The organism is Flavobacterium sp. 11, from assembly GCF_002754315.1.
In the GTDB taxonomy this organism is placed as follows: Bacteria; Bacteroidota; Bacteroidia; order Flavobacteriales; family Flavobacteriaceae; genus Flavobacterium; species Flavobacterium algoritolerans.
Window position 1 is genome coordinate 1,989,544 of the sequence record NZ_PEFE01000001.1, and the last position, 19,815, is coordinate 2,009,358.

At 32.5% G+C, this 19,815-nt stretch carries 12 protein-coding genes and 1 pseudogene; 9 read left to right on the forward strand and 4 right to left on the reverse strand.

Annotated elements, in window-relative coordinates:
• The first annotated feature begins 53 nt into the window (after positions 1-53).
• A complete protein-coding gene (locus tag CLV00_RS08665; RefSeq protein WP_099714737.1) occupies positions 54-2,435 on the forward strand; it encodes a hybrid sensor histidine kinase/response regulator in 2,382 nt (793 codons plus the stop codon).
• Here CLV00_RS08665 and CLV00_RS08670 read toward each other — a convergent pair.
• The gene (locus CLV00_RS08670) at positions 2,432-3,196 is read right to left on the reverse strand and encodes an NYN domain-containing protein (RefSeq protein ID WP_099714738.1); all 765 of its coding nucleotides are present in this window, start codon (positions 3,194-3,196) and stop codon (positions 2,432-2,434) included. The two genes, CLV00_RS08665 and CLV00_RS08670, sit on opposite strands and share 4 nt — an antisense overlap.
• Positions 3,197-3,459: 263 nt before the next feature.
• Here CLV00_RS08670 and CLV00_RS08675 point away from each other — a divergent pair, with 263 nt between their 5' ends.
• Both CLV00_RS08675 and CLV00_RS08680 read left to right on the forward strand, forming a co-directional pair.
• Complete coding sequence (locus CLV00_RS08675; RefSeq protein WP_099714739.1) at positions 3,460-4,722, forward strand: pyridoxal phosphate-dependent aminotransferase family protein; 1,263 nt, start codon at positions 3,460-3,462, stop codon at positions 4,720-4,722.
• A gap of 119 nt (positions 4,723-4,841) precedes the next feature.
• Entirely contained in the window at positions 4,842-5,315 is a 474-nt protein-coding gene (locus CLV00_RS08680; protein ID WP_099714740.1) for a hypothetical protein, read from the forward strand.
• Positions 5,316-5,405: 90 nt separating this feature from the next.
• Here the strand turns inward: CLV00_RS08680 and CLV00_RS08685 are convergent.
• Positions 5,406-6,523 (reverse strand): annotated as a pseudogene (locus CLV00_RS08685) (GTP cyclohydrolase).
• Entirely contained in the window at positions 6,510-7,457 is a 948-nt protein-coding gene (locus tag CLV00_RS08690; RefSeq protein WP_099714741.1) for a transporter, read from the reverse strand. The pseudogene CLV00_RS08685 and the gene CLV00_RS08690 overlap by 14 nt, the downstream one beginning before the upstream one ends.
• 124 nt (positions 7,458-7,581) lie before the next feature.
• Between CLV00_RS08690 and CLV00_RS08695 the strand changes: the two genes are divergently transcribed.
• From CLV00_RS08695 to CLV00_RS08715, 5 genes are all read left to right on the forward strand, one after another.
• Entirely contained in the window at positions 7,582-7,863 is a 282-nt protein-coding gene (locus CLV00_RS08695) for a DUF4834 family protein (RefSeq protein WP_099714742.1), read from the forward strand.
• 48 nt (positions 7,864-7,911) lie between these two features.
• Entirely contained in the window at positions 7,912-10,317 is a 2,406-nt protein-coding gene (locus CLV00_RS08700) for a YfhO family protein (protein ID WP_099714743.1), read from the forward strand.
• A 64-nt stretch (positions 10,318-10,381) separates the two neighbouring features.
• On the forward strand, positions 10,382-11,665 hold the full coding sequence (locus CLV00_RS08705) for a glycosyltransferase family 4 protein (protein ID WP_099714744.1): 1,284 nt from the start codon (positions 10,382-10,384) through the stop codon (positions 11,663-11,665).
• A 47-nt stretch (positions 11,666-11,712) separates the two neighbouring features.
• Positions 11,713-13,182, forward strand: coding sequence for a lipopolysaccharide biosynthesis protein (locus CLV00_RS08710; protein WP_099714745.1), 1,470 nt, complete (start codon positions 11,713-11,715; stop codon positions 13,180-13,182).
• Positions 13,183-13,552: 370 nt separating this feature from the next.
• Positions 13,553-13,852, forward strand: a complete 300-nt coding sequence (locus tag CLV00_RS08715; RefSeq protein ID WP_099714746.1) for a hypothetical protein — start codon at positions 13,553-13,555, stop codon at positions 13,850-13,852.
• Positions 13,853-13,857: 5 nt separating this feature from the next.
• Here the strand turns inward: CLV00_RS08715 and uvrA are convergent, their stop codons facing one another.
• Complete coding sequence (gene uvrA, locus CLV00_RS08720; RefSeq protein ID WP_099714747.1) at positions 13,858-16,644, reverse strand: excinuclease ABC subunit UvrA; 2,787 nt, start codon at positions 16,642-16,644, stop codon at positions 13,858-13,860.
• Positions 16,645-16,864: 220 nt separating this feature from the next.
• Here uvrA and CLV00_RS08725 point away from each other — a divergent pair, with 220 nt between their 5' ends.
• Positions 16,865-19,633, forward strand: coding sequence for a triple tyrosine motif-containing protein (locus CLV00_RS08725; protein ID WP_099714748.1), 2,769 nt, complete (start codon positions 16,865-16,867; stop codon positions 19,631-19,633).
• Positions 19,634-19,815: the final 182 nt, after the last annotated feature.

The following is a 19,815-nucleotide window of genomic DNA, read 5'->3' on the forward strand; positions in this document are numbered from 1 at the left end:
GTAAAACCAATTGTTTTAATTAAACGTAGATGAAGAAATAAATTATATTATAAATGAATTTTAAAAATCATAAAATACAATTAAGCACGTTTTCCTTCGTACTAATTTTCTTGTTTTTAAGTATTTCTGTAAAAGCCCAATACGTTATAGCAAATGACTCTCAATTTAAAGATGGAGTTTCTTTACATAAATACGCCAAAATTGTAAATGTAGGCCAGCGTAATTATACGATACAAGAAATTATAAATGATAAATCTCTAAAATTTCAACCATTACTCGTAGAAAATAAAGATTTAGGATTTACGGATGACAACTATTGGCTTGTATTTGAAGTTGTTAATGATACAAAAAGTGATTTGCGTCCGTTCATAGAAACTTCCAGGGCAATAGTTGATGTAGCTGAATTGTATGTTATTGATCCAAGTGGGAAAATTGAGTTGTTAAAAAGTGGGGATTTAATGGCTTTTAAAGAACGATCATTAAACTCTACAAAAACTTTATTTAGACCGGTTTTAGAACCGAATGAAGTGACTCGTTTTTATCTTCATTTAAAAAGTGATGGAGAAGTAATAAATGCTCCAATTTATATGAAGTCCGCGGAGAAAGAATTGGAAATGGCTTCATTTGAACAATTTATTTTTGGTATTTTTTACGGTCTATTGTTCATAACTGCAATAATTTACATGTTCTTTTATTTTGCAATGAAAGAAAGAAGTTTTTTATTCTATAGTTTATATGTTACTTTCATAGGATTGCTGCAATTCTCTGTAGATGGCTATTTTTACCAATATTTTACCCCAAATAATGGTTGGTTATCTTCACATTCAGTAATAATATTTGCTACGTTAGCCAACTTTTTTTTAGGGAAATATTCGCAACTATTTTTGAATATCAAAAAGTATAGTTCTAAGATTTATAAAATGTTTTATGTTTTATATGGCTTGAATCTACTGTCTATTACAGCGTTATTGGTTTATCCGAAATCTCTCGAATACTTGTATCCAGTTGCTAATGTATTAGGATTGTTTTTATTACTGTTGATTATTGTGTCAATTGCAGTTGTTTATTACAAGACAAAAAAGATTGACAAGTTTTTTTCAATTGGTGTTTTTTTCTTAATTAGTGGATTTGTTATTTTCATATTAAAAAACTTTAGTGTTTTGCCATCTGTTTTTTGGACAGAGAATAGTTCAAAATTAGGCACCGGTTTAGAGGTTATTTTCCTTTCGCTTTCAATGGCAAATTTGATCAGAAATCTTAAAAATGAAAAAAACGAGCTCAATCGACTTGCTTTGGTTCGTTCCGAAGAAATGAATGATTTGAAGTCCTATTTTTTATCGAATATCAGTCATGAATTAAGAACGCCTTTGAATGCCATTATGAATATGATTGATTCAATTTCTGTTGAGGTTCAGGATGATAAGATTAGAAAAAATTGCCAAATTATAAAGTATTCGTCGCATAGTTTATTAAGTTCTGTCAATGATATTTTAGATTTTTCTAAAATAGAGAAAAAGGAATTAAAATTGGAATCCGTTAAGTTTGATCCCTCGAGAGTTCTGGAAAATTTAAAAAATAATGCAGTTAATAGAGCTAATGACCAAGGATTAGATTTTCAATTTTCGAAATCAGATACGATTCCTGACTTTGTAATTGGGGATGTCACCCGATTGGTTCAAGTTGTAAATAACGTATTAAATAATGCTATTAAATTCACTTCTAAAGGGTTTGTGAAATTTGATATAGACTGCAAGATCAAGGAAAATAATCGTGCAAGTTTGAGATTTACAGTTTCAGATTCTGGAGTAGGAATTCCTAAAGATAAAATGAATAGTATTTTTGATTCATTTTCTCAAAATAGTATTGATAATAAGAGAAAGTTTGGAGGGCTAGGATTAGGACTTTATATTGTAAAGACTTTAGTGGATATGCAGAACGGTACCATTGAAATGGAAAGTAAAGTCAATCAAGGCACAACTTGTATAATTACTCTTGATTTTGATATAGTTCCGCAAGAAAACAAGACAGAAGTTATAGCTACGCCTATGGTTTACGATTTAGAAGGTAAATCAGTTTTAGTGGTAGAAGATAATCCTATTAATCAGATGGTTGTTAAAATGATCACTAAAAAATGGTTGAACACGACTGTAGTTTATGCTAATAACGGTAAGGAATGCTTAGATGCGTTTAAAACAAATCATTTTGACATTGTATTAATGGATCTTCAAATGCCGGTAATGGACGGTTACGAAGCAACAATAGCGATTAGAAATGGGGAAGCAGGAGCAGCGAATGCTTCTGTCCCCATTATTGCAGTAACGGCTGATGTGATGGAAAGCACTAAATTACGTGTGGCAGAAATTGGGATGAACCATTATTTATCTAAACCAATTAAGAATGACACTTTATATCGTGCGGTAAAAAACTTAGTTTAACTAAAACGCAACCGTACATAAACGTGTTTGATGCCTTTTTTATCTGAATCTCTCTCGTCGATTTCTAGAATATCGGTAAGGGATTTTAGCATTGGAGTAAGTTTAGAAAAACCATAATTTCTTGGATCGAATTCTGGTTTTTTCTTTACAATAAGGTTTCCTACATCTCCAAGAAATGCCCAACCACTATCATCACCAATGTCTTCAATGGTAGATTCTATTAATTCGATAGTTTGTAAATCAATTTTATTCAGGCTTTTTGGAGTTGCTTTTTTAGCATCGGATGCAGTTCGTTTTGGTAATTTCTTTTTGATAGCTCCGTCCAAAACTTCAATATAAATAAATCTGTCGCAGGCAACGATGAATGAATTTGGCGTTTTTTGTTCTCCAATTCCAATGACTTTCATGCCGGATTCGCGGAGTCGTATTGCGAGTCTTGTAAAATCAGAATCACTGGAAACAATACAAAAACCATCTACTTTATCCGAATATAATAAATCCATAGCGTCAATAATCATGGCAGAATCCGATGAATTTTTCCCTACGGTATAGCTATATTGCTGGATTGGTGTAATGGCATGTTCTAATAAAACACTTTTCCATCCACCGGCATTGGGTTTTGTCCAATCGGCATAAATACGTTTGGTGGTTGGTGTTCCAAACTTGGCAATTTCCTCCATCATTCCTTTTACATTGCTATAAGGAACGTTGTCAGCATCAATGAGAACGGCCAGTTTTAATTCTTTTGTATCTTGTGACATAAATTTCTAATGTTGAAATATTTATTCAAATATACAAAGTTTATTACGGAATACGACTTGAAGTTTGCGGATTAGCCCTGATCGAAACGGCATCCTTTTGTGCCGTCATTGCTAGGGACGAAGCAATCTTCTTTGACGGCACAAAAGATATAGTGGAGAGCAGGAATTAGCTCCTGAAAAATAAATTTACTTTCAATACCATTATAAAATTTAAATAATTATTTTTGCAACTTCTTAAAATTAAAATTATTACTTAATATATCATGGTAAAAGATTTATTCGAAAGGATTCAAAACAATAAAGGACCGTTAGGGAAATGGGCTTCACAAGCAGAAGGATATTTTGTATTTCCAAAATTAGAAGGAGATTTAGGCCCAAGAATGAAATTTCAAGGAAAAGAGGTTTTGAATTGGAGTTTGAATGATTATTTAGGTCTAGCAAACCATCCCGAAGTGCGTAAAGCAGATGCGGATGCAGCGTTAGAGTTTGGTGCAGCGGCTCCTATGGGCGCTCGTATGATGAGTGGTCATACTAAATATCACGAACAATTAGAGAATGAATTAGCTGCTTTTGTAATGAAAGAATCGGCTTATTTATTGAATTTTGGTTACCAAGGAATGGTTTCTATAATTGATGCTTTGGTGACTAGAAATGATGTGATTGTGTATGATGTTGATGGGCACGCTTGTATTATTGACGGAGTTCGTTTGCATAGTGGAAAACGTTTTACTTACAAACACAACGATATCGAAAGTATGGAGAAAAACCTGCAACGTGCTACCAAAATAGCTACGGAAACAGGCGGAGGAATCCTTTTTATTACTGAAGGTGTTTTTGGAATGCGTGGACAACAAGGAAAGTTGAAAGAGATTGTAGAAATGAAAAAGAAATACAATTTCCGTCTTTTGGTTGATGATGCTCACGGTTTTGGTACTCTTGGTAAAACAGGAGCTGGAGCAGGTGAGGAGCAAGATTGTCAAGATGGAATTGATGTTTATTTCTCGACTTTTGCAAAATCGATGGCTAATATTGGTGCTTTTGTAGCAGCTGATAAAGACATTATCGATTATCTAAAATACAACTTACGTTCGCAAATGTTTGCTAAAGCATTACCAATGATTCAAACAGTTGGTTCATTGAAACGTTTGCAATTGTTACGTGATAACCCAGGATTGAAAGATAAGCTTTGGGAGAATGTAAATGCTTTGCAAAATGGTTTGAGAAGCAAAGGATTTAATATTGGTGATACCAATACTTGTGTTACACCAGTTTATTTGGAAGGAAGTGTACCAGAAGCGATGGTAATGGTAAATGACTTAAGAGAGAATTATGGTATTTTCTTGTCAATCGTAATTTATCCAGTTATTCCAAAAGGAATGATTTTATTGCGTGTTATTCCTACTGCTCCTCATACATTAGATGATATTGACGAAACACTAACGGCTTTTGAAGCTATTCGTGAGAAATTAGTAAACGGAACATACAAAGAAATTGCAGCTAAAACTACAGTAGATTTAGATGCTTAGTTTCTAAAATTAGTACAATTTTAAATTTATAAAAATCCATCAGCTTTTGTTGATGGATTTTTTTTGAAATAAACTTAACCAATAATGAGTATATTTATAGAATCTAAAATTTGAATTTTATGAAAAAAGTAATTTTATTGAGTGTCGTTTTTATGAGTGTTTTTGTCTCTTGTAAGAAAGAAAAAGAAATGGAAGAAATGCCGGCTCCATCTGAAGAAATAGTTGTAGAAGAACCAGTTTCAGAAGAATGCTATAGTGCAATTATTAAAAAAGACACTATTTCTATGTCTTTGAATATTAAAGGAAATCAAATTGCTTCTGGAAAACTGAGTTATAAGTTTTTTGAAAAAGATAAAAATGAAGGAACTTTAGTGGGAGAAATAAAAGGCGATACGCTTTTTGCAGACTATACTTTTATGTCTGAAGGAGTTTCGTCAATACGTCAAGTTGCTTTTTTGAAAAAGGGAAATACCTATGTTGAAGGTTATGGAGATGTTGTAGATGACAACAAAGGAAAAGTGACGTTTAAAGACACTAAACAACTAAAATTTGAAGGGAATATCGTTTTGTCAAAAGTAGATTGCAAGATGTAATTTTAGCGATAAAACAAGATTATTTAAAACACAAAATCCATTTGCCGCGGCAAATGGATTTTTTTGTTTTAAATGCTAAAATCTAAGTTGTTATAAATTTTTTAGGAAAGTACATCTTCGTTTGTGAACAACAGGATTAAAATGTTTCCATAAGTTATGAATAGCAAGGTTATCGGCTAATTCTGGAGTTCTGAAACAGTTGACAACTCCCTTTTCTTTGAAAGTATGGTAATATTCATTGAAAATTATCGCTGTAACTGCTTTGTTTTGATAATCAGGATGAACGCCTATCAAATAGAAAATCATATCCTTACTTTGATTTTTTGCTTTAAGCAAATGAAGGAATCCAAATGGGAATAATTTTCCTTTTGATTTTTGCAATGCTTCAGAAAAGGAAGGCATTACAATACTAAAAGCAACAATATTATGGTCTTTATCTTCCACAAATTTGATAAATTCGGGATTGATAAAACTGATGTATTTTTTCTTGAAATATTCTTTTTGAACATCAGAAATAGCTACAAAAGAGGATAAGGAAGCATACGATTCGTTGAATAAATCAAACATTTTATCTACATGCGGCATCACTTCTTTGGTAGTTTTGAAATTAAGCGGACTTAATTGGTATCTTCTTTTTACCAAATCATTTGCCTTTTCAAAAAATTCCGGTTTTACGTTTTCGAAAGGGAATTTACTTTCTAAGTATTCTTTTTCTACGCTATATCCCAATTGCTCAAAATGACTGGCATAATACGGATGATTGTACCACGTAATCATAGTTCCAATCTCGTCAAAACCTTCTGTTAAGACACCCACTTTATCTAAATTTGAAAAGCCCATTGGGCCTTCAACATGGTCTAAATTGTTTTTTCGACCTAACTCATATACTTTTTCCAAAAGTGCTTTTGTCACTTCGATATCGTCAATCACATCAAACCAACCAAAACGAACTTTCTTTTTTGTTGGTCATTTACCTCGCTCCAATTAATGATTGCTGCAATTCTACCTACTATTTCATTGTTTTTGTAGGCAATATAAAAATAGGCTTCAGCATTTTCAAAAGCCGGATTTTTTGTTTTGTCGAAGGTTTCCAATTCATCGGCAATGATTGGCGGAACCCAATATTTATTGTTTTTGTATAGGGAAAAAGGGAATTTGATATAATCCGTTAATTCACTTTTTGTTTTAGCTTCTTTAATTGTAATCATTATCCTTTTTTGTCTTTTTTGCTCTTTTTAATGCTTTCTTATCAGAATCCTTATTGTCAATGTTTATTCTTACTTCTTGGTAATTGGCATCATAACGCCAAGAAAAACCAATTCCGCCATAAAGTGCAGAAGGAGTGTCTTTAAGGCTTGTACTTATTGATGCGTCAATTTGCATGTCTTTATTCAACAGATAAGCCGCGCCACCACGAACAATGGCATCACTGTAAAAATCACTTTTAAATCCTTGATTTTCTACAAATCCCGACCATTTGTCATTAAATCCTCTTGTTAAAGTCAAGACATAACCATAACTTGGATAGTCCGTTGTCACATAATCAGCTATGATATTGGTTACAAAAACCCATTTTCCATCACCCAAGTGGTTTTGGGTAATTAATATGATTTTTGGTGATATGCTGGATTCTGGTGAAAAAGAATAGGGGTTGTCTGCCATAGTAAAATTAGCTCCAGCAAATACGGAAACGGCAGGAATTAATTGGCGCCAATTGAATGCTCGATTGGCTTTCCAACTGTATATGTTTACCTTTTTTTCGTAATTTTTGAAAGGATCGTAAATCAAATATTTGGCTCCTAAAACAGTTTGTTTGAAATCTGCTCGATTGGAACTGTTGAATAGGGTGGTGTATTTTTCATTTTGGTACTGTATATCGGCTATCAATTCCAGTTTTTCCATGAATAATCCCCATCGTAATGTGGCATCAATCCCAAAACCATTGGCATCATAATTCAATAAGCTGTGATTTTGTTTTATTCCGTAAACACCTGTTTCTATTTGGATTACTGATTTTCCAACTGCGTAAGCCGACATGGTTTCGCCCGGTCTGTTAGAATTTATTTGATCGGTATGTTGGCCATAATGAATACTTGGAATCATTGAAATAGCAGCGATAAGTAAGATTTTGATTTTGGACATATTATTTTTTTTGGGTTAAAAAGTAATAACGCTTTTCAAATGTACTATATTTTATTATTTATTTAAGAGAGATATTTTAATTTTGAACGGTTGATTTATTAATTTTGGAAAAAATTATACTTATATGCAAACAGCTTCTTTCACTGGTTTTATAAAAGCGCTTTTTTATATGATCGCTTTCTATTATATTTTTAGATTTCTAGCAAAACTATTTTTGCCATTATTGGTTAAAAAAGTAGTCGAAAAAGCGGGCGAAAATATGCAGAAGCAGCAACAGTACGCGCAAGATAATACTTGGAAAAAAACTCAAAGTAAGGATGAAGTAATATACAATACGGCAAATGCTAAAAATCTACGCGAAACCAAAAAAGTGGGAGATTATGTTGATTACGAAGAAATAGATTAAATTTGTCGTTATTAGCACCGTTTTTACTCTAATCCAAACCATTTTACATTGAAAATAATAAATAAGTTCTATCCACACGCCTTAGCCATATTTGGTTTTGTTGTAATTTCTCTCCTATATTTTTATCCTGTATTGCAAGGAAAACAAATTTTCCAATCCGATATTGTGCAGTATACAGGAATGGCCAAAGAACAAAATGACTTTAGAGCCACTGATGATGTTGAACCGTATTGGACTAATTCTGCTTTTGGTGGAATGCCAACGTATCAATTGGGAGCCAAATATCCACACGATTATATTGGCGCAATAGACGATGTATTGCGATTCTTACCGCGTCCAGCGGATTATTTATTTTTATATTTTCTTGGATTTTATGGTTTGATGCTGGTATTGAAAGCCGATCCTTTGAAAGCCTTTTTTGGTGCATTAGCCTTTGGTTTATCTACTTATTTGATTATTATTCTGGGAGTTGGTCATAATGCCAAAGCGCATGCGATTGCTTATATGCCGCTGGTTATTGCCGGATTTATTCTGGTGTTTCAAAAAAAATACATTCTTGGAGGTTTGATTACACTTTTTGTGACAGCATTAGAAATCAATGCGAATCACTTCCAAATGACATACTACTTATTGATTTTCCTATTGATACTTTCTGCTTATTTTATATATCAGCAAGTAAAAGAGAAGGAATATAAATCCTTGTTGTATTCCTTTGGGATATTAGCTGCGGCAGGAATTTTAGCTATTGGTGCCAATGCTACAAATCTATTAGCAACTTCTGAATATGCTGATTTTAGTATTCGTGGGAAAAGCGAACTGACATTCAATCCAAACGGTTCAAAAAACGAAACTACTTCTTCAATGTCGAAAGACTATATAACGGAGTACAGTTATGGGGTAATGGAAAGTTTTAATCTTATTGCACCCCGACTTTTTGGTGGTTCTAATAATGAGGCTGTTGGTAAAGACAGTAATATGTATGAATTCATGATAGGTCAGGGAGTTCCAGAGGATCAGGTAACTGATTTTGTTTCGGGAATGCCAACGTATTGGGGAGATCAGCCTATTGTGGCAGCTCCTGCATATATTGGAATTGTAGTGTTCTTTTTGGCGATTTTGGCTTTATTTATCGATAAAAGAAAGATTAAATATGTTTTTCTCTCCGGTTCAATAGTTGCGTTAGTTCTTTCTTGGGGTAAAAACTTCCCTGTTTTGACTGACTTTTTTATTGATTATGTTCCAATGTACGATAAATTCAGAGCGGTATCTTCTATACAAGTTGTTTTGGAATTGTGTTTCCCAGTTTTGGCTATTATGGGATTACAGTCTTTCTTCAAATTAGACAAAAAACTGCAATGGAAAGCATTATATGAAACGACAATTTTAGGTTTAGGAATTATTTTGATTTTATTTTTAAGCAAAAGTATGTTCAGCTTTTCAGGAGGAAACGATGCTTATTTTCAAGAAAGTTACGGTCCTGAGTTTGTCAATGCGCTTAAACTGGATCGAATGAGTTTATACAGCGCTGATTTATTGCGTTCAGGCTTTTTTATTGTATTGACAGCCGGTGTTTTATGGTTGTTCATTAAAGACAGATTTGCTCAAAACACAGCCATTATAATCGTAGGTTTATTGATGGTTTCCGATTTGTTTTTTGTAGATAAAAAATATGTTTCCGGGAAAGATTTTGTAAGCGGAAGTCAAGTTCAAGTGCCTTTTCAAGAGTCGCCTTCTGATGCTGAGATTCTAAAAGACACGGCTAATTACCGCGTTTTTGAAGTTGGCGATATCATGGGGGCAAGAGCTTCTTATTTCCATAAATCTATTGGTGGTTACAGTGCCGTAAGACCAAGAAGAATGCAGCAATTAATTGACTATCAAATTTCAAAAAATAACATTGAGGTTCTTAACATGCTTAATGTAAAGTATGTTATCCAAAAAGATAAAGAAGGAAAAGAATTCCCAGTATCAAATCCGGCTGTTAATGGAAATGCATGGTTTGTGAGCCAAGTAAAATTGGTGAATTCTGCTGATGAAGAGATGAAAGCGTTGGATAGTTTGGATTCTAAAAATGTCGCAGTTGTAAATAGTAAAGATTTTGAAATTAAAAATACGGCTTTCGCCAAAGACAGTTCAGCGACTATAACTTTAGAAAATTACAAACCTAACTACTTGAAATATGTGTCTAATAATTCAAACGAAGGTTTAGCCGTTTTCTCCGAAATGTATTATGGAAAAGGTTGGAATGCCTATATTGATGGAAAAAGTGCAGATCATATTAGAGTGGATTATGTTTTAAGAGCTTTAAATGTTCCAGCAGGAAAACACACTATTGAATTCAAATTTGAGCCTCAAGTGATAAAAACCGGAAGTACAATTACGTTGATAAGTTCAATAGGAATGCTGTTACTTTTAGCAGGTGGAATTTATTTCGAAAGGAAGAAAAAGATTTAAGATTGTTGATTAACGAATTTTGATTTTAGATTTTAAATTATCGTATTAAAACAAATCCTTAAACTTGGAACCAAAGAAAATTTTAATCATTACCTATTATTGGCCACCGGCTGGCGGACCAGGCGTTCAACGTTGGCTTAAGTTTGTTAAGTACTTGCCTGATTTTGGTATTCAACCAATTGTTTATATTCCGGAGAATCCAACGTATCCTATTGTTGATGAAAACTTGGTTAAAGAAGTTTCTGATAAAGCGATTATTCTGAAACAGAAGATTTTCGAACCGTATCAATTAGCATCTTTTCTTTCGAAAAATAAAACTAAAAAAATCAGTTCAGGAATTATTCCAAATCAGAAAAAACAATCTTTTCTGGATAAAACATTTCTTTGGATTCGTGGAAATCTTTTTATTCCGGATGCACGTGTTTTTTGGGTAAAACCATCGGTTGCTTATTTGGAAAAATACATTGTAGATAATAATATTGACACCATTGTTACTTCTGGACCGCCGCATAGTCTGCATCTTATTGGATTGGAATTAAAACAAAAATTAGATTTAAAATGGTTTGCCGATTTTCGGGATCCTTGGACTACTATTGGCTATCATAAATCCTTACGATTGTCTCGTTTTGCTGCCAAGAAACACAAAGCATTAGAGCATCGGGTTTTGAATACAGCCGACACAATTATTGTAACCAGTAAAACTACCAAAACTGAATTTCAAGCGATTACCACTAAGCCTATTGTGGTAATAACGAATGGTTATGATACGGAAGAAGTTGGAAAACAAACCTTGGATTCAAAGTTTAGCTTAGCGCATATTGGTTCTTTTCTTTCTGAGAGAAATCCTCTGATTTTATGGGAAAGTTTAGTTGAATTGCTACATGAGATTCCAGATTTCAAATCACATTTGGAAGTGAAATTGATAGGAGCTGTGAGTCAGGAAGTCTTGGAAACAATTACTCAATTTGGGCTTAATTCCTATTTGAATAATTTGGGTTATGTTTCGCATACAGAAGCGATTGCGCACCAAAGAAAATCACAGGTTTTGTTGCTTATAGAAATTGATTCTGAAGATACTAAAAGTATTATTCCAGGAAAATTATTTGAATATATGGTTTCAAACAGACCTATTGTTGCGATTGGTCCTAACGGTTCTGATTTTGCCGAAATCATAACAGAAACCAATACAGGCGTATTTTTTGATTATTCGGAGAAAATGAAACTTAAAAGTGTAATTTTGGACTTTTATAATCAGTTTTTGGAGGGTAAATTACAAGCAAACGGAGTTGGATTACAACGCTATTCCAGAAAAAATCTTACCAAAGAATTGGTACAATTAATCCAATAAAATTAGAAGTTCGATCTACTTTTAACCTTAAACTTTAAACGCCTAAAATGGGAATAGTATTAAATCAATCTTTAAAGAATACGATAATTACCTATTTGGGTTTTGGAATTGGGGCAATCAACACACTTTATTTATATCCATTTTTTTTAGGAACTGTATTTTATGCTTTAACAAACTATATACTTTCTTGGGCAAATATTATTATGCCTCTATTGGCGTTTGGGATGCAAAATACTTTGGTGAAGTTTTATACTCAATATAAAACAGAAGAAGAACGCTCTCAGTTTCTATCATTTACAGTGCTAATCCCTTTATTATTATGTATTCCTTTAGTATTGATTGGGTTATTCTTTTTTGAACCTATTTCATTGTACTTAAGCAAGGAAAATCCTGTAGTTAAGGATTATTTGTGGCTTATTCCATTTATAGGGCTGAGTATGGCATATTTCGAAATTTTTTATGCTTGGGCAAGGGTTCACATGCATTCAGTTTTTGGAAATTTTGTTAAGGAGGTTGGACTTAGATTATTTTCTTTATTTGCGTTGATTGGAGTCTATTACAAATGGATTACTGTTGTAGAATTTATTTATGTTACTGCTATTATTTATTTTCTGGCTTTTATTATTACCATGCTTTATGCTTTCCATATAAAAAAACCTGTTTTTCAGTTCTCCATTCCTCAAAATGTGAAAGATGTTTTAGTATACACTTTTTTCATTATTTTATCAGGTAGTGTAGCGGTTATGTTGCTGGATATTGATAAGATTATGCTGAATCAGTACATTAAAATTGAGAATATAGCCTATTATTCAGTTGCGACTTATATTGCTTCTGTTATTGCTGTTCCTAGTCGTGCGATGCATCAGATTACGTATCCCATAACGGCTAAATTGATGCATGAGAATAAACATAATGAATTAAATGATTTGTACAAAAAGACTTCAATAAATCTGCAAGTTGTTGGAGGTTTTGTGATGTTGTGTATTTTTGTTAATATCAATCAGTTGTATGTAATGGTTCCAAAAGAATATAGTGGAGGAATTCTTGTGGTATTTTTGATTGGTATATCTAAATATTTTGATTTGATTTTAGGAAATAACAATGCTATAATTTTCAATTCAAAATATTATCGAATGGTTTTGTTTTTAGGATTATTGCTTGTTTTTTTGACAGTAGGATTAAACATGTTTTTTATTCCAAGGTATGCCATAACAGGAACTGCAGTCGCAACTTTATTATCTATAACTTTATACAGTTTGGCTAAATTACTTTTTGTTGTCAAACGAATGCATTTGTATCCATTTACAAATCAGACATTGTATTCTCTTGGGATTACTTTTGGAATATTTTTGGCATTTTATTTTTGGGAATTTCCTTTTAGCCCAATAATTAGCATTGTATTAAAATCAATTTTAGTTACCCTTTTGTATGTTTATATCAACTACAAATTTGTTATTTCTATTGAAATTAATCAAGCTTTAGATGTTGTTTTGAAAAAGTTAAGAATCAAGTTGTAATTTTTTTTCAGTTCAGAAAATACGACTAATCTTAATTTCTAAAATAATTTTTTAACTAAAATATCACCTCAAATTTGGGTTTTCTCTCTTGTAAAATAATGATACAAGTCTTTATTGTATTGGTGATTAAGGGAGTCGGTATGTGAATATTATAACTTTAAATAATTATTGTGTAACTTTTGAGGAATCTAAAAAAATATATTTGTAGAGAAATTTAATTGTAAAAGTTAATAGTCGTTTAATTGTTTTTGATTGGTCAAAAATCACTAAAAGTGGGTATTGTAAAAATAAGCGACTATCCTTATTTTCGCAATTGTTATCTTTAGAAAAGACAATAATTAAATAGCTAAAGTAATTTACCCCAATAATTATGAAAAGCAATCCATACATTAACGAAGAAAGCTTACAAAAATTCTCTAGTATCATAGCTAATAGAATCCACCATGGATTTACTATTATAGAAAAAAATGATACTTTACCTTTTGCTGTTTTATCAAAAGGCAGGAAAGAGGTCGATCACGGGTTTAATTTTTTAATTTGTTGTATGACATTAGGAGTTTGGTCAGTTGGCTGGATTTATTTAACTTATGTATCTTCCAAAGAAAAAAATATTGTGATAGCTATCGATGAAGATGGAAATACATTTGAAGAAAAATGCTATTCAGAATAGCATTTTTATAATTTTTCCTTTAAGTATTTTCCAGTAACGGAACCTTTTATTTTTACTATTTGTTCAGGCGTTCCAACGGCTAATAATTTTCCGCCATTTTCTCCTCCTTCAGGACCTAAATCAATAATCCAGTCTGCACATTTGATGAGATCAAGGTTGTGCTCAATTACTAATATAGAATGACCTTTGTCTATCAATGCATCAAAAGAAGCCAATAATTTTTTGATATCGTGAAAATGCAATCCTGTTGTAGGTTCGTCAAAAACAAATAAAGCTTTGTCTTTTGTGGCTCCTTTTACCAAGAATGAAGCGAGTTTTATACGCTGGGCTTCTCCACCGGAAAGTGTAGAAGAAGATTGTCCTAATTGTACATAACCCAATCCCACATCTTGTAAAGGCTGCAATTTTTGAGTGATTTTAGTTTGTTTATTAGCTATAAAAAAAGCAATTGCATCATCTATCGTTAGGGTTAGAATATCGTGAATATTTTTACCTTCAAAAGCGACTTCCAGAACTTCTTTCTTAAATCGTTTTCCGTTACAGGTTTCACATGGTAATTGCACATCGGCCATGAAAACCATTTCTACATTTATGGAACCTTCTCCTTTGCAGGTTTCACATCTTCCTCCGTCAACATTAAAAGAAAAATGTTTGGCTTGATAGCCTCTTATTTTTGATAGTTTTTCTTTGGCATACAATTCCCGAATATCATCATACGCTTTAATATATGTCACAGGATTAGAACGGGAACTTCTTCCTATTGGGTTTTGGTCTACGTACTCAATATGTTTAATTTGCGAAAACGAACCTGATATTTCACTGAATTGCCCTGCTTTTTCACCAACATTCTCAAGCTTTTTTTGCATTGCCGGAAAAAGTATTTTTTTAACAAGCGTACTTTTTCCGCTTCCTGAAACTCCGGTAATAACAGTTAATACATCTAGAGGAAAGGTTACATCTATATTTTGAAGATTGTTTTCTCGAGCTCCTTTTATTTCGATAAAATTCTTGAAAAGCCTGCGTTTTTTGGGAACAGTAATTTCTAAGTCTCCATTCAAATATTTAGCGGTCAGTGAAGTTGATTTTAGAATTTCATCATACGTGCCTTGCGCTACCAAATTACCACCAAAAGTACCTGCTTCCGGTCCAATATCAATAATCATATCCGCGGCTTTCATAATATCTTCATCATGTTCTACCACAATAACGGTGTTTCCTAAATCTCTTAACGATAACAGTACTTTTATCAGGCGTTCCGTATCTTTTGGGTGCAAACCAATGCTCGGCTCATCCAGAATATACATCGATCCAACCAAACTGCTTCCTAGAGAAGTTGCTAAATTGATACGCTGCGATTCACCTCCTGAAAGTGTTGCAGAATTTCTGTTTAATGTTAGATAATCCAGTCCTACTTCGGTTAAAAAAGATAAGCGATTATTAATTTCTATCAGCAATCGTTTGGCTATTTGTTTTTCATAAACATCTAAGTCAATATTTTCGAAAAAAGTAACCAAATGTTTGATAGGCAAATCAACTAAATCAGAAACTGTTTTTGAGTTAATTTTTACATACGAAGCTTCAATTCTCAAGCGTTTTCCTTTGCAGGAATGACATTTGGTTTTGCCTCTGTAACGCGAAAGCATGACTCTGTTTTGGATTTTATAATTCTTTTCCTCCAGTTCCTTGAAAAAATCATTTAAACCTTGAAAATAGCTATTTCCATTCCAGATTAGCTCTTTTTGATCTTCAGATAATTGGTAATAAGGTTTGTGAATAGGGAAATCAAATTTGTAAGCGTTATTTACTAATTCGTCGCGAAACCAACTCATACTTTCACCTCTCCATGGGAAAATAGCATTTTCAAAAACGGATAAAGTCGTATTTGGCACCACTAATTCGGCATCAATTCCTATAATATTTCCATAGCCTTCACAAACGGGGCATGCTCCGTATGGATTGTTGAAACTAAATAAATGAACGTTTGGTTCTAGAAATGTAATTCCGTCCAATTCAAAATTATTGGAATAGGAATACTTTTTATCTGAGTTTAATTCTTGTAAATGACAGATTCCTTTTCCTTCAAAGAAAGCGGTTTGCACCGCATCACCCAATCGATTGTAGAATTCTTCTTCGTCTTTGACCACAATCCTATCAATAATGAGCTTTATGTCTTTATTGTCTAAAGAATGTTGGTCAATTTCGTCTAAACGAATCATTTCATTGTTTACCAAAATCCTCGCAAAACCTTGTTGTAAAAGTACTTTCAGTTTGTCTTCCAGTTTTCGTCCTTCTTCTAAATGAATAGGAGCAATAAGCAGCCATTTGCTGTCTAGTTCAAAAGTTTTTACATCGGTTACCACATCAGTAACCGTATTTTTTTTGACCTCACGACCAGAAATAGGAGAATATGTTCTTCCGATTCGGGCAAACAGTAATTTTATATAATCGTATATTTCGGTTGAAGTTCCTACTGTAGAACGTGCGTTTGTCGTATTTACTTTTTGTTCGATAGCAATCGCAGGAGCAATTCCTTTGATGTATTCTACTTTTGGTTTATCTAATCTGCCAAGAAATTGTCTCGCATAAGATGATAAACTTTCTACATAACGACGTTGTCCTTCGGCATATAAAGTATCGAAAGCCAAGCTTGATTTTCCAGAACCCGAAAGCCCTGTGATAACCACTAATTTATTTCGGGGAATCGCAACATCTACATTTTTTAGGTTATGTACTTGTGCGCCTTTTATGATGATATTTTTCTTTGGATCTAATTTAGAAAGGTCAACTTGCATAAAAATGATAATTTTTACAAAAGTAATCAATTTTCAACTGACTAAATGGATTGAACAAGTCACAAATAATCATTAAAAGTGTGGTTGAAAAGTGATTTTTATTCTTGTATAGTTTTTATGTTTTCTATCATCTAAAAAAATAGTATTTTTAAGATTATTTTTGAAAAAAATTAACTTCACCATACCATTGAAAACAAAACTATACATTTTTCTTTTTTTAATGTCCTTTTGTGCTTTTTCTCAAGAATTGCCGCCAATTGTAAAATATGCCTCAACAACTTATGGTGCGGGAAATCAGAATTGGATGATTTCGCAGGATCAAAATCATTATGTTTTCTTTGCTAACAATGAGGGATTATTGGAATTTAATGGTTCAAATTGGGAATTATATCCATCACCAAACGAAACTATCGTTCGTTCTGTAAAAGTGATTGGAAATAAAATTTATACGGGTTGCTACATGGAATTTGGTTTCTGGACGCGACACACAAATGGAAAACTAAAATACACTTCGCTTAGTAAAACAATAAAAACTCAAATTCTTAATGACGAACAGTTTTGGAATATATTGAACTATGAACAATGGGTTATTTTTCAATCTTTGGACAGAATTTATATTTACGATACCAAAACGGGAGGTTTCAAAATCATTGCTCCCAAAAACAATATTACTAAATCGTTCCGTACAAAAAATGCAATTTATTTTCAGAGTATAAATGAAGGACTTTTTGAAATTGAAAGCGGAAAAGGACGCTTGGTATCTAATAATCCAATTTTACAAAACAATAGGATAGTCAACGTTTTTGCTATTGAGGAAGGACTTTTAATCCAGACACAGCTGAATGGATTTTATAAACTTATAGGAACTGTTTTGACTAAATTTTCTACCGAAGTTGATTCGGAATTAGCATCCAGTAGTGTGTATAGCAGTCAGTTGCTATCAGATGGAAGTTATGCTTTAGGAACTGTCTCTAATGGGATTTTTATCTTAAACAATAACGGGAGAATTAAGTATCACATCAATCAAAACAAAGGATTGAGTAATAATACAGCCTTGTCTTTATATGAAGATGCCGATAAAAATCTTTGGGTAGGATTGGACAACGGGATCAATTGCATTAATCTGCAATCTCCGATACAAAACTTTGTTGATGACACCGGAATTTTAGGAACCGTTTATACTTCAAAACTTTATAAAGGTAATTTGTATGTAGGAACCAATCAAGGTTTGTTTTATAAAAACTATCTGACTAATGATGAATTTAAATTTGTAAACGGAACTAAAGGGCAGGTTTGGTCTTTGTTTGAGTACGATGGAACGCTTTTTTGCGGTCATGATTCGGGAACATTTGTGATTGATAATGCTGTTGCAAAAAATATATTTTCTGCATCTGGTACTTGGAAATTTGAAACTGTCCCCAATCAAAAAGGGCTCTTACTCCAAGGGAATTACTACGGAATTTCTGTTTTGGCAAAAACGAATAATCAATGGAGTTTTAGAAATAAAATTACAGGATTTGATTATTCCTCAAAATATTTTGAAATCACGAATGCGCTGAATGTATATGTAAGTCACGAATATAAAGGAGTTTATAGGCTGGAACTAGACGGAAAACTGTCAAAAACAAAACCTTTTGTGACCTATAAAACACCCGAAAAAGGTAAAAATGCCAGTCTAACTAAGTTCAACAACATAATTTACTATGCTAATAAAGAAGGTATTTTTAAATTGAATGAGAAGACAAAACAATTCAGTAAGGATAATTTATTAAGTTCTGTTTTCGAAAAAGATGAATATACTTCGGGAAAATTGATTGTTGATAATTCCAATAAAATATGGTTGTTTTCTAAAAATTACATCCATTATTTTTCATTGAGTAAACTAAGTAATCAACTGAAACAAAATGTAATTCCGATTCCCGCTTCATTAACAAATTCGATGTTAGGCTACGAAAACATTACTCAAATTTCCAATTCCAATTATTTGATAGGAACTACTGATGGGTATTATATTTTGAATCTTAATGAATTGAGTTTTAAAAATCATAACGTCTCTATTTCCGCAATTACAACAAATAAGTTAAATGAAACTTCCGAAAACCGTTCCATTCAGGAAGAGGGCAGTTTTAAATACGATGAAAATAATATAACCATTAATTATACCGTTCCTGAATTTAATAAATACATCAATGCTGAATTTCAATATTTATTAGAAGGATTTCAAGAGGAGTGGAGCGAATGGAGCGCAAAATCAACGGTGAATTTTAAAAATTTGCCTCCTGGTGAATATACTTTTAAGGTGAGAGCTAAATTTGCGAATTCTACTTTAGAAGATACCGCTATATATACTTTTACTGTTGAAAAGCCTTGGTATTTAACCAATATTGCTCTTTTTTTCTATTTTATTTTTGTGATTGTGATGGCTCGATTTATTCATAAGGCCTATAAAAACTACTATCAAAAACAAAAAGAGAAATTGATAGAAGAGAATAATTTGTTGTTAGAGATTAAAGAGCTTGAAAACGAGCAGGAATTAATGCGCATTAGAAACGAACAGCTTTCACAAGATGTAGATACTAAAAATAGAGAGTTGGCTGTTTCTACGATGAGTTTGAATAGTAAAAATGAGTTGCTGGCTTTTATCAAAGATGATTTAAAGAAAACGCCTGATGATGGCAACAGAAGTATAAAATCAGTCATCTCTACAATTAATAAGAACATAACTGAAGGCGATAGCTGGAGTGTATTCAAAGAAGCTTTTGATAATGCCGATAAAGACTTTTTGAAAAAAATGAAACTGGCGCATCCGTCCTTAACTCCAAACGATTTGAGATTATGTGCCTACTTGAGATTAAATCTTTCCTCGAAAGAAGTAGCACCTTTGCTAAATATTTCTGTACGAAGCGTTGAGATAAAAAGATATCGTTTGCGTAAGAAAATGGAATTGTCGCACGAACAAGGACTTGTAGAGTACATTTTAGCTGTATAGTTCCGTCTGAATTTTACAAATAAAACTATACATTACCACAACAATACCGTTATTGTTGTGGTTTTTTTGTTTTTAGAGAAAATCTAGATTTCTTAATTTCTTCTTAATTTTCAGCCCTTTTTTAAATATTATGAATTAAACAAGTGATTTTTTGCATTGTATGTTTTTTGTAGAGGTTCTTT